Source organism: Mesorhizobium sp. W016 (assembly GCF_054719485.1).
Map to the genome: position 1 here is coordinate 3,845,123 of NZ_JBTTIF010000002.1, position 12,267 is coordinate 3,857,389.

11 protein-coding genes and 1 tRNA gene are annotated in these 12,267 nt (G+C 61.9%); 5 read left to right on the forward strand and 7 right to left on the reverse strand.

Annotated elements, in window-relative coordinates:
• Positions 1 to 22: 22 nt before the first annotated feature.
• From ACYG9V_RS19095 to ACYG9V_RS19105, 3 genes are all read left to right on the forward strand, one after another.
• Complete coding sequence (locus ACYG9V_RS19095) at positions 23 to 1,750, forward strand: ABC transporter substrate-binding protein (RefSeq protein ID WP_023670978.1); 1,728 nt, start codon at positions 23 to 25, stop codon at positions 1,748 to 1,750.
• Between the two features lie 89 nt (positions 1,751 to 1,839).
• Entirely contained in the window at positions 1,840 to 3,333 is a 1,494-nt protein-coding gene (glpK, locus tag ACYG9V_RS19100; protein WP_352764598.1) for a glycerol kinase GlpK, read from the forward strand.
• 22 nt (positions 3,334 to 3,355) lie between these two features.
• Complete coding sequence (locus tag ACYG9V_RS19105; protein WP_023670980.1) at positions 3,356 to 3,832, forward strand: DUF6882 domain-containing protein; 477 nt, start codon at positions 3,356 to 3,358, stop codon at positions 3,830 to 3,832.
• A gap of 90 nt (positions 3,833 to 3,922) precedes the next feature.
• Here ACYG9V_RS19105 and ACYG9V_RS19110 read toward each other — a convergent pair whose 3' ends face one another.
• Complete coding sequence (locus ACYG9V_RS19110) at positions 3,923 to 4,414, reverse strand: BA14K family protein (protein WP_023700775.1); 492 nt, start codon at positions 4,412 to 4,414, stop codon at positions 3,923 to 3,925.
• Between the two features lie 321 nt (positions 4,415 to 4,735).
• Here ACYG9V_RS19110 and ACYG9V_RS19115 point away from each other — a divergent pair.
• Positions 4,736 to 4,811: transfer RNA gene (locus ACYG9V_RS19115), tRNA-Lys, on the forward strand.
• Positions 4,812 to 4,858: 47 nt separating this feature from the next.
• On the opposite strand, the gene ACYG9V_RS19120 is transcribed toward ACYG9V_RS19115, so the two are convergent.
• From ACYG9V_RS19120 to ACYG9V_RS19145, 6 genes are all read right to left on the reverse strand, one after another.
• The gene (locus ACYG9V_RS19120) at positions 4,859 to 5,920 is read right to left on the reverse strand and encodes an ABC transporter ATP-binding protein (protein WP_023700757.1); all 1,062 of its coding nucleotides are present in this window, start codon (positions 5,918 to 5,920) and stop codon (positions 4,859 to 4,861) included.
• 37 nt (positions 5,921 to 5,957) lie between these two features.
• Positions 5,958 to 6,779, reverse strand: coding sequence for a carbohydrate ABC transporter permease (locus ACYG9V_RS19125; protein WP_023700756.1), 822 nt, complete (start codon positions 6,777 to 6,779; stop codon positions 5,958 to 5,960).
• Positions 6,780 to 7,718 carry a carbohydrate ABC transporter permease gene (locus ACYG9V_RS19130; protein WP_023670984.1) on the reverse strand — a complete coding sequence of 313 codons (939 nt, stop codon included), beginning with the start codon at positions 7,716 to 7,718 and terminating at the stop codon, positions 6,780 to 6,782.
• Positions 7,718 to 9,055, reverse strand: coding sequence for an ABC transporter substrate-binding protein (locus tag ACYG9V_RS19135; protein WP_023806080.1), 1,338 nt, complete (start codon positions 9,053 to 9,055; stop codon positions 7,718 to 7,720). The genes ACYG9V_RS19130 and ACYG9V_RS19135 overlap by 1 nt, the downstream gene beginning before the upstream one ends.
• A gap of 66 nt (positions 9,056 to 9,121) precedes the next feature.
• Positions 9,122 to 9,781 (reverse strand): GntR family transcriptional regulator, encoded by a 660-nt coding sequence (locus tag ACYG9V_RS19140; protein ID WP_023688610.1) that lies wholly within the window; start codon positions 9,779 to 9,781, stop codon positions 9,122 to 9,124.
• Positions 9,782 to 9,804: 23 nt separating this feature from the next.
• A complete protein-coding gene (locus ACYG9V_RS19145) occupies positions 9,805 to 10,689 on the reverse strand; it encodes a dihydrodipicolinate synthase family protein (protein WP_023806081.1) in 885 nt (294 codons plus the stop codon).
• Positions 10,690 to 10,928: 239 nt separating this feature from the next.
• Here ACYG9V_RS19145 and ACYG9V_RS19150 point away from each other — a divergent pair, with 239 nt between their 5' ends.
• A complete protein-coding gene (locus ACYG9V_RS19150) occupies positions 10,929 to 12,071 on the forward strand; it encodes a hypothetical protein (protein ID WP_023706211.1) in 1,143 nt (380 codons plus the stop codon).
• Positions 12,072 to 12,267 lie beyond the last annotated feature (196 nt).

Below are 12,267 nucleotides of genomic sequence, written 5' to 3' on the forward strand. Positions count from 1 at the left end.
AACCTAAATGTGGAGGAAACCTATGCGACGGCAATTTTTAACATCAACAACTGCCCTTGTCCTGTTGCTCGGGGTAGGCAACGCCTACGCCGGAATGGATGAGGCCAAGGCGTTTCTGGACAAGGAAATCGGACCGCTGTCGACGCTCGACCGCGCCGGCCAGGAAGCAGAAATGCAGTGGTTCATCGATGCCGCGAAGCCTTTCGCCGGCATGGACATCAAGGTCGTGTCCGAAACCATCGCCACCCACCAGTATGAATCGCAGGTGCTGGCGCCGGCCTTTACCGCCATCACCGGCATCAAGATCACGCATGACGTCATTCAGGAAGGCGACGTCGTCGAGAAGATCCAGACCCAGATGCAGACCGGCCAGAACCTCTATGACGGCTGGGTCAACGATTCCGACCTGATCGGCACCCACTGGCGCTACCAGCAGGTCCGCAACCTGACCGACTGGATGGCGGGCGAGGGCAAGGACGTTACCAATCCGAACCTCGACCTGAAGGATTTTATCGGCACCTCCTTCACCACCGCGCCGGACAAGAAGCTCTATCAGCTGCCCGACCAGCAGTTCGCCAACCTCTACTGGTTCCGTTACGACTGGTTCAACGACGAGAAGAACAAGGCCGACTTCAAGGCGAAATACGGCTACGACCTCGGCGTTCCCGTCAACTGGTCGGCCTATGAGGACATCGCCGAGTTCTTCACCGGCCGTGAGATCGATGGCAAGAAGGTCTATGGCCACATGGACTACGGCAAGAAGGACCCGTCGCTCGGCTGGCGCTTCACCGACGCCTGGCTGTCGATGGCCGGCAACGGCGACAAGGGCCTGCCGAACGGCCTGCCGGTCGACGAATGGGGCATCAAGGTCAACGAGAAATCACAGCCGGTCGGCTCCTGCACGGCGCGCGGCGGCGACACCAACGGCCCGGCTGCCGTCTACTCGATCCAGAAATACCTCGACTGGCTGAAGGCCTACGCTCCGGCCGAAGCCCAGGGCATGACGTTCTCCGAATCCGGCCCGGTGCCGGCACAGGGTGCGGTCGCGCAGCAGATATTCTGGTACACCGCCTTCACCGCTTCGATGGTCGACGCCGGCGCCAAGGCGGTGCTGAACGACGACGGAACGCCGAAGTGGCGCATGGCCCCGTCGCCGCATGGCGTCTACTGGAAGGACGGCATGAAGCTCGGCTATCAGGACGTGGGTTCCTGGACGCTGATGAAGTCGACGCCGACCGACCGCGCCAAGGCCGCCTGGCTCTACGCGCAGTTCGTGACCTCGAAGACGGTCGACGTGAAGAAGAGCCATGTCGGCTTGACCTTCATCCGCGAAAGCACGATCCACGACAAGAGCTTCACCGAACGTGCGCCGAAGCTCGGTGGTCTGATCGAGTTCTACCGCTCGCCGGCCCGCGTTCAGTGGTCGCCGACCGGCACCAACGTGCCCGATTATCCGAAGCTGGCACAGCTCTGGTGGCAGGCGATCGGCGATGCCTCGTCCGGCGCCAAGACGGCGCAGGAAGCCATGGACTCGCTCTGCGCCGAGCAGGAAAAAGTCATGACCCGCATCGAGAAGTCGGGCGTCCAGGGCGATATCGGCCCGAAGATGGCCGAAGAGCATGACCTCGCCTACTGGAACGCCGACGCGGTCAAGAACGGCAATCTCGCGCCTCAGCTGAAGATCGAGAACGAGAAGGAAAAGCCGATCACCATCAACTACGACGAACTGGTGAAGAGCTGGCAGAAGTAATCTTGGCGTACGCGCCAGGATCATAGTGAACGGGGAGGCGGCATCTTGCCGTCTCCCCTGTTTGTATAGGCGAGCTACCGGGAGGACTAATGACCGGATACATCCTTGCAATCGACCAGGGTACGACATCGACCAGGGCGATCCTGTTCGACGGCGCGATGAAGGTCGCCGGCAGCAAGCAGCAGGAATTCACGCAGCATTATCCTGCCTCCGGCTGGGTGGAGCATGATCCGGAAGAGATCTGGGCAAGCGTCGTCGCGACGGTCAAAGGCGCGCTGAAGGCCGCCGGCCGCGAGGCCTCGGATGTGGCGGCGATCGGCATCACCAACCAGCGCGAAACCGTCGTCATCTGGGACAAGGCGACCGGCAAGCCGATCCACAATGCCATCGTCTGGCAGGACCGCCGCACCGCGCCGCTGTGCCAGAAGCTGAAAAAACACGGCCTGGAGAAAAAGTTCACCAAAAAGACCGGCCTGCTGCTCGATCCCTATTTCTCCGGCACCAAGATCGCCTGGATGCTGGACAAGGTAAACGGTGCGAGAAAGCGCGCCGAAAAGGGCGAACTGCTCGCCGGCACTATCGACAGTTTTTTGATCTGGCGGCTGACCGGCGGCAAGGTGCATGCGACGGATGCCACCAACGCCTCGCGCACGCTGGTCTATAACATCGAGAAAAATGTCTGGGACGACGAGCTGCTCTCCATCCTGCGCATCCCGGTGGCGATGCTGCCTGAGGTCAAGGATTGCGCCGACGACTACGGCGTGACGGAAAAAAGCCTGTTTGGCGCCGAAATCAAAATCCTTGGCGTGGCCGGCGATCAGCACGCAGCGACCATCGGCCAGGCCTGTTTCGAGCCAGGCATGATGAAATCGACCTATGGCACCGGCTGCTTTGCGCTGCTCAACACCGGCGCCGATCTGGTGCGCTCGAAGAACCGGCTGTTGACCACCATCGCCTATCGGCTGAACGGCAAGACCACCTATGCCTTGGAAGGCTCGATCTTCATCGCCGGTGCCGCCGTGCAATGGCTGCGCGACGGCATCAAGGTGATCGGCAAGGCCGAGCATAGCGGCGTTTTGGCGGCAACCGCCGACCCCACGCAGAACGTCTATCTGGTGCCGGCTTTCGTCGGTCTCGGCGCGCCGCATTGGGACGCCGAGGCGCGTGGCGCGATCTTCGGGCTGACCCGCAACTCTGGCCCGGCGGAGTTCGCCCGCGCGGCGCTGGAATCCGTCGCCTACCAGACGCGCGATCTCCTCGACGCAATGCGCAAGGACTGGAAGGGGGCGTCGGCCAAAACCGTGCTTCGCGTCGACGGCGGCATGGTGGCCTCCGACTGGACCATGCAGCGGCTGGCCGATATCCTCGATGCGCCGGTCGATCGCCCGACCATTCTGGAGACGACGGCGCTGGGTGCGGCGTGGCTTGCCGGCTCGAAAGCAGGCGTGTGGCCGAAGGCGAAGGATTTTGCCAGGAGCTGGGCGCTCGAGCGCCGCTTCAAGCCGGACATGGATGCCACGGTGCGTTCGGCAAAACTGGCCGGCTGGCGCGATGCGGTGCGCCGGACGCTGAGCGTACGGTAGTAAATCGTGGCGGGGGAAGGGGATGAATCCACACTGGTATGTCGCCTGGCGCGACGAGGCTGTCGAACAATTGGATGCAAAGAATGCACGCTTGCAGCAGGCGTTCCGACTCGGCAGTTGGCCTCGCTATGACTATGATCTGACAGAAGGAAAGCTTCTGTTCTCGGACAACGGCATCACCAAGGTCGTCGCCGAAATCCAAATCGCCGGATCGACGAGTGCCAAGGCCAGCAACTGGCTCTGGGCTTGGGCAAATTCAAACCTGCCTGGCGAACTGCTTGCCGACGCAAAGCTGGTTCGGTCATTCGGACAGGAGCATTCCATTGATGAACTGGCTCAATCCTATGCGATAGCTTTGAACAACGACCTGGAAGTGCTCGGCTGGAAGATGACCGCAGTTGCGGTTCGAATCTGCAACGGCCTCGGTGCATACCGTTCTCCGCGTGGTGAAGGCGGAGCCCTGTATCTGATCTTCAAGAGCGTCAATTGGGCCAGCTAATCCGCCGCGCCCGTACCCAAGCAACCTACGGAAAGGCCCGCGCCGTTGCCGGCGCGGGCTTTTCTACACAACACTTGGTACCAACTCAGCTCAATAGGGCGAATTGCACTGCCGACGCGGGCCGTAATTGGGCTGGAATGTGTTGTCCGAAGCGCGGTACGACCGATAGTGGTCGTAGCACCACTGCACATGCGCATCGCCGCGGTTGTTCTCGCTGTTGACGATCGCGCCGGTGATCAAGGCGCCGGTGGCGAAGGCAGCCAGCGGGAACCAGTAGTCGCCGTGACGGCGATAGCCGCGGTGATATTCGCGATAGCCGCGATGGCCATTCCAATAGCTGCCGCCATCATTGTTGCGCGAGAACTGGCGGCCCACGCGGAAATCGCGATTGCCGGAATTGCGGTTGCCATGGCGCATCCACCGCCAGTTGTCATGACGAGAATCGCCCACATTCACGATGTCGGACGAAGTTTCTGATGACTGGGGCACGAACATCTGGGCGGCATTGGCCGGCATAGCGGCGGCCGCGGCAAACGAAATTGACAGGGTGGTCGCCAGTAGACCCGTTGCGATCTTGTTCATGATCTTCTCCTTGAAGGGTGGTTGACGTCCCTTGTGAGACGAAAACGGCCCGCTCGTGCGATGGTTCCCACCAAAACAGTAAGTTGCTGATTTGTAATGTTTCTCGAATTCGGCGCGAGAGAAAAGGCGCGTCTCGCGCGCCAACAGATCGAAGCGGCGACCACGTGCGGGAGCGGCTCACCGGGCTGGTGACGACGCAATTTGCGGCGCGTCTGGCGATGGCTGAAACCCCGGTCGAAGGGCCATCTTTTTCCGGTTGACCGGTCGCGGCACTCTCCCTATGTTCCGCGCAATTTCGAGGGCGGCCTTTAGAGCCCGCGGGAGCGCGTAGCTCAGCCGGTAGAGCAACTGACTTTTAATCAGTAGGTCTCGGGTTCGAACCCCGACGCGCTCACCAGAAATATTTCGTGCGGAAGTTGCCCTGTCAGCAGCCCCCATCGCCCCCTACAATCGCCGCCCGGTCTTGACGTCGAACAGATGAGCGCAGGCGCGGTCGATCTCGATGCGCATCTGCTCGCCCTGTTTCAGTGCCAGCCGCTCGCGGAAAAGGCAGGAGATTTCTTCTCCGGCGCAGTCGACCCTGGCAAAGATTTCCGAACCCGTTGCTTCCAGAAGCACGATCGTGCCGGGGATTCCTTTGGCGGTCGTCGCTCGGATGTGTTCGGGGCGGATGCCGTAGATGAGGTCGCCGCCGGGTATGTTTGCCAGGTCGATGCCTTCCGGCAGCGGCAAGATCAGTCCACCGGCGCTGCGGAAAACACCTTCCTCGACATGGCCGCGAATGAAATTCATCGCCGGCGAGCCGATGAAGCCGGCAACGAAGAGGTTGGCCGGGCGATCGTAGAGATCGAGCGGCGCGCCGATCTGCTCGACAAGGCCGTCATGCAGCACGACGATCTTGTCGGCCATGGTCATGGCCTCGATCTGGTCGTGCGTGACGTAGATGGTTGTGGTTCCCAGCCGCTGGTGCAGTGCCTTGATCTCGCCGCGCATCTGCACGCGCAATTTGGCGTCGAGATTGGACAGCGGCTCGTCGAACAGGAACACCTGCGGGTCGCGCACGATGGCGCGGCCCATGGCGACGCGCTGGCGCTGGCCGCCGGAAAGCTGACGCGGATAGCGGTCGAGCAGCTTGTCCAGGCCGAGAATGCTGGCGGCCCTGCCGACGCGGCCGGCGGTGTCGGCCGGATCGGCTTTCTTGATCTTCAGGGCAAAGCCCATATTGTCGGCCACCGTCATATGCGGATAGAGCGCGTAGTTCTGGAACACCATGGCGATGTTTCGGTCGCGCGCCCTGAGATTGTTGACGACGCGATCGCCAATGGCGATCCTGCCGCCCGAGATCGTTTCCAGTCCGGCAATCATGCGCAGCAGCGTCGACTTTCCGCAGCCCGACGGCCCGACCAGGATGACGAATTCGCCATCGGAGATGTCGACGCTGACATCGTGGATGATCTTGGCGGCTCCGAAAGCCTTCTGGACGTTGTTGATTGTTACCGATGCCATTGGATTTCTCCCGGAATGAGTGATGTCGGGCCGTGCCTCAGCCGCCCTTGACGGCGCCTGCGGTCAGCCCTGCGACGATCTGCCTTTGCGCGAACAGGGTCAGCACCAGCACCGGCAGCGTCACCACAAGTGCTGCGGCGGCGAGCGGACCCCAGCTCACCTGCTCGTAGGAAAGCATGTTGTAGACGGCGACCGGCAGCGTGCGAGTCTCGCGGCTGGCGAGCACAATGCCGAAGACGAAATTGTTCCATGAGAAGATGATCGACAGGATGAAGGCGACGACAATGCCCGGCTTGGCGATGGGCAAGGCGACCAGCCGGAACACCTGCCAGGAACTGGCGCCATCGATGTTGGCCGCTTCTTCCAGCTCCATCGGCGTGGTCTCGAAATAGCCGATCATCACCCAGACCACGATCGGCACCGTCACCACCAGATGGATGATGATCTGCGGCCACAGCGTGCCGAGAATGCCGACCCACTGGAACAGCAGGAACAGCGGAATGAGATAGGAAAGCCCCGGCGTCATGCGGGCGATCATGATGACCACCGCCGAGCGTTCGGCCTTGAGCCGCGCGATGCCATAGCCCGCCGGCACGCCGATCAGCAGCGCCAGCAACGTTGCCGTGCCCGTCACCAGAACCGAATTCCAGAAATAGAGCAGGAAATTGTTCTCCTCGAATACCTTCACATAGTTCGACCAGGCGAGATGTTCCGGGATCAGGATCGGCGGGTAGGCACCGTTGTCGATCTCGAACTTCAGCGACAGCGAGATCATCCAGAGGAAGAACAGGATCGCCGGCGAGACGAAGACCAGAGCCGCGAAAAACAGCCCGATCCGGTTGAGCAGCCGTGAACTCATCTATTTGCCCTCCACCCCGATCCATTGGGAGCGCTGGCGCAGCATCAGCAGGATGAAGGACAGCGCGACGATGACGATGAAGAACACCACGGCCATGGCCGAGCCATAGCCGATGTCGTAGTAGGAGAAGGCGGTGTTGTAGAGATAGATGTTGATGGTTTCCGAGGCCGTGCCCGGTCCGCCCTGGGTCATGGCATAGATGATGTCAAAACTTTTCAGCGCATCGATAGTGCGGATGATCATCGCGATCATCAGGAACGGCGCGATCATCGGCAAGGTGAGATAGCGGAATTGCTGCCAGGCGTTGGCGCCATCGATCTCGGCGCTCTCGAAGGGCTCGCGCGGCACGGAGGCCAAGCCGCCCAGCACGATCAGCATCACCAGCGGCGTCCACTGCCAGGTCTCGACCGCAACCAGGGACGGGATGACCGTCCTGGCATTAAAGATCCATTCCTGCGCCGGGATGCCGACCAGCGACAACAGATAGTTGAGCACGCCGAGCTGGGGATGGAACATCATCGTCCAGACCAGCGCCACGGCGACTGGCGTTGCCATCATCGGCATGACGAAGACGCCGCGCAACAGGCCGCGCAGCGGAAATTTGGCGTCGAAGATCAGCGCCGCGACAGTGCCAAGGAACATCGGCGCCGCGACCGAAAGCGCCGTGTAGGTCAGCGTATGGAAAAGCGATTCCCAGAAGCGTTGGTCGACTGCCAGCCGCAGATAGTTTTCCATCCCGGCAAAGCTTCGCGCCTGGCCGAGGGTCCAGCGGTTGACGCTCATCCACAGTGTGAAGGCCCAGGGAAAGACGATCACGGCGCCGACGACGACGAGCGCCGGGACGACGAAAGGCCAGTAGTTGGGAGCCAGACGGATGGTCTGGCCCCCTTCGATGGCTTGCGTCGTCACCCCGGTGCGTTCTGGGGTGATGGCGGACATCAGCCTTGCTCGCTCCGGTCGAGCACCGGCTGGAACTGCTCGGTGGCCTTCTTCAGTTCCTCTGCCGGATCGGCGCCGGCGATCAGATTGGTCAGCGCCACGCCATAGATGTCGCGGAACTCGGTGACCGGAATGATGACCGGCAGCGACAGCCGGCTGACATTGCCCGAGCCGACCACGGCATCGAGCCAGCTCGCCGGCATGGTGACGCCTTCGCGCACCTTGGGATCTTCCAGCACCGACTTGCGGAACGGCACGCCGGCACCCGCCTGCAGCAGGCGCGCGCCCATGGCGGGCGAAATCGCCCACTGGCAGAAGAGGTAGGCGGCCTCCTTCTTCTCGCTGGCGGCCGTCACGCCGAGGCCGTCGCCAAAGGTGCCGGCGGCATGCGCCTTGGGCCCCTTGGGCATGACGCCGTAGCCGACCTTGCCGACCACTCGTGACTTTTCCGGGTTTTCCATCGGCGGGGCAAAGCCGACGCCATCGAACCACATGCCGATCTTGCCTTGCAGGAAGGCGGACTGGGCTTCGGCCCAGTTGAATCCGGTGACGCCTGGAGGCGCCGACTTGGTCATCAGCCGCTGGTAGAGGCTGGCGGCCTCGACCGCCTCGGGCGAGGTCGTGCGCAGCTTGCCCTTGTCATCGAGCGGCGTCATGTCGTAGCCGAGCATCAGCGACGTCCACACCGGCGTGTTGGCGTTTTTCAGGCCGCGGGCGACAAAGCCGTAGGTGTTGGTCGACGGATCGGTCAGCGTTTCGGCGGCGGCCACCAGCTGCTCGAACGTCTCGGGGTATTTGAGGCCCTTGGCCTCGAACAATTCCTTGTTCCAGTAGACGATCCAGTAATCCACCGAGAACGGCAGCGAGCGCAGCACGCCCTGGCCGTCCTTGGCAAACAGCATGCCGGCATCGGCGAAATCGGTTTCCACCAGCGCAGGATCGGTCAGGGTCGGGTCGGCGAGATAGCCTGATATGTCGGCCAGCCAGTCGCCCTTTTCGAACTGGCGCTTCTGCACGTGGTAGCTCAGATGCACGACGTCGAAGCTCGGTTTGCCGGAGCTCAGTTCGATCACCGTCTTCTGGCGCTGCTGCTGTTCCGGCGTCGCTTCGGCATTGACCTTGATCCCGGTCAGTTCCTCGAACTCGGCGATGTATTTTATCAGCGTGTCGCTGCGCGGGCTTTTCACCAGATTGACGTCAAGCGTCGTTCCCGCAAAGCGCTTCCAGTCGACGCCGGCGGCAAAGCTTGGGCGAACACCGGCAAAGCCGGCGGCGGCAAGGGCGGCGGTTCCCTGGAGGAGTTGCCTCCTGGTTGGGTTGAACAGATTGGACGACATTTTCTTCCTCCCGGTTGTTGTCGTTGTCGATTGCGCCGCAGCGACCGCGGCGCGGCTCATGCTTCCTCAGATTTGCAGCGCCAGCCGGCGCGCCTTTTCGATATGCTGGCTGATGGCCTCGACCGCCTTCCCAGGATCGCGGCTCTGCATCGCATCAATCACCGCCAGGTGCTCGCGCATGACCGGCACGACGCGCCCGTCGATACGGAACCGCTCCTGGTGGATCAGGCGGATCTTCACCGAATTCACCAGATAGGCCTTGGCGATGATCTCGTTGCCCAGCGCATCGATGAACGTGTCGTGCATGGCCCAGTCGATGGTCTGCGCCTTGGCCTCCATCTCCGGCGTCGGGGTTTGCGCCAGCGCCTGGGCAAGCATGTCCTCATGCTCGCGCCGCAAGCGGGCAAGCTCGGCATCGGAGGCGCTTACCGTAAACAGCGCCACCGCTTCACGCTCCATGAACAGGCGGAACTGAAAGGCCTCGCGGATCAGGCTGATGTCTATATGGGCGATCTGCATGCCGCGCTGCGGGATGGTCGTCAGCAGTCCTTCCGCCTCGAGACGCGGCACGATCTCGCGAATGGCGCCGAGCGGCAGTCCGGTGAAGGCAACCAGCTCACGTTGCGACACGAACTGGCCCGGCTTGAAGTCGCGCGCCAGCAAATGCCGCGTGAAGCTGGCATAGGCCTTCTCCCTGAGGGTGGTCGGTTCGTTGCCGTCTTCCATTTCGGCGCGCTTCCCTTTGCCGGTCAGGCCGGTTCCCTGGCAAACAGGCTGTCATAGGCTGCGGCAAGCTGCTGCTGCCCTTGCAACGCAATCGGCTCCAGCGGCGGACGGACCGCCAGCCAGCGCTCGTCGCCGGTCTTGCGCGCCACCATGACCTTTACCGCGGGGGTGACCGGATATTTCAGCAATTCGAGCACAAAACTTTCGACGCGAGGATCGTCGCGCCCGTCCTCGGCCATGGCGCGGATTTCGCCCGGGACGAAATTGGCCATGCCCGAGATTGCACCTTGAGCACCCAGTCGCACCGCACGCGCCAGATGCCTTTCATCGCCGATCAGGATCACCAGATCGCCATAGGCGGCAAGCAGCGCCTCGCTGTAGCTCCAGTTTCCACCGGAATCCTTCACCCCGGCGACCACGTCGGGAAAAGCAGTGCGCAATCGGCCGATCAGGCCAAGCGAAAGCTGCACCATGGTAACCGAAGGGATGTTGTAGAGCAGCACGTCACGGGCGAGGGGGCCAAGCGCGGCAAAGACGGCGGAGAACCAGCCGAAAAGGCCCTCCTCGCCGACATTCTTGAAGTAGCTCGGCGGGGCCAGCAGAATGTTTCGGGCGCCTCGCTGCAAGGCATGCTGTGCCTGTTCGGCGGCGTCTTCGGCGGCGTCGACCAGCACGCCGGCAACGAGTTGATGCGGCAAGATTCCAGCAGCCAGCATGGCTTCGGTCACCGACCGCCGCTCCGTCGTGCCCACCGACGCGCCTTCCCCTGTGGTGCCGAAAAGCGTCACGCTGCCGCAACCCTGCGCCAGGCAACTTTTGGCCTGAGCGATCATGGGATCGGTGGCGATCTGCCCGCGGGCATCGAAAGGCGTGGCGAGAGCGGCCGAAAGGCCAAAGCGTGATGTCACCGGAAGGTCTCCGAAGTAGGTGTGTATGCCGTGCTAGCACACTAACATGTTAGTCGTAAATTGGGGTGGTGCGCTTTATTAACAGCGGAGGGCCTTCACGGGTTCGAAGCCCATGGCGGATCGAGACCATTGGCGAAACAGCAGGATGGCCCAGTGTTAGGGCGCGGAGCGGCAGCTCCAACCTTGTCCCCATCCCAGTCGATGGCTAAACTCAGCCTTTCCCAGGGGAGGGTTCTGACATGACACTTCAGCTTTCGGCGGATGCTGTCGCTCCTAAGGCGGCGGCGCCTCAAAAGTACCTCTTCGGCCCGGTCGCCGATTTCCTCATGCTGGGCGGCAGCGCCTTTCTCATCCTGCCGGTGCTGTTTCTCGTTCCGCTCGAATATGAGGGGCCGGTGGCCGCAACGATGGTCGTCGTCGCCTATCTCGTGAACTATCCCCACTTCGCCCACTCCTACCAGCTTTTCTATCGCAATTTCGGGCGCAAGGTGACGGGCGACGGCTACGACAGGAGCCTGCAACTCCGCTACATCTTCGCGGGCATTGTCGTGCCCCTGGTCATGGCCGGGTTCTTTGCCTATGGCGCGGTGGCGGCGAACACGCGGCTGCTCGGCTTTGCCACCAACGCCATGTTCTTTTTCGTCGGCTGGCACTACGTCAAGCAGGGCTACGGCATGCTGATGGTGGACGCGGTGCTGAAGCGCAAATTCTTCGACGATCGCGACAAGAAGGTGCTGCTGGTAAACTCCTATGCCGTGTGGATCCTTTCGTGGCTGCAGACGAATACGGCGGTCACCCAGGGCAAATATTACGGCCTCGACTATTACACCTTCGCGGTCCCTTCCTGGATCACCGACATCGCCTTGCTGGCAGCCATTGCTTCGACGGCGGCTACGCTTTTGATGCTGGTCAATCGCTGGCGAAAGAACGGTGGCAAGCTGCCCTATAACGGCATCGTGGCCTACGTCGCGTCGCTCTATCTCTGGATCCTGATTGTGAGAATAAATCCGCTCTGGCTGCTGATCGTGCCGGCGCTCCACTCGCTGCAGTACCTCGCCGTGGTCTGGCGCTATCAGACCAATGTTGAGCGTGACAGCTCCGATGCCGAACGCGATCCGCAGCCGAAAATCCTGTCCTTTCTCGGCCCCCTCTACAGGTTTCGGCTCCTCGGCTTCATCGTCGGCGGCACGGCCCTTGGCTATCTCGGCTTCTGGCTGATCCCATCCGCGCTGACGGCTTTGATTCCCTATGACAGGCAAGTGCTGGGGTCATCGCTGTTCTTCTTCATCGTGCTCATCTTCATCAATGTGCACCATTATTTTCTGGACAATGTGATGTGGCGCCGTGGCAATCCGGAGGTATCGAAGTATCTGTTCCGCTGACTGATGCGCAGACTGTCGAGCCCGGTTTTCGTCAGCTGTCGAGTATGCCATCGCGAGCGTGATCGTCAGTGCAACGGAGAGCCCTGGAATGGCGGAGTGCTTTTCCGAGAGCCGCCTGGAAAATACCCTGCGGTGGCATCTGTACCGGCGTTGGCGCCGCCGGCGTGACCCTCGACGCGTGAGTTGCGGCCGACGT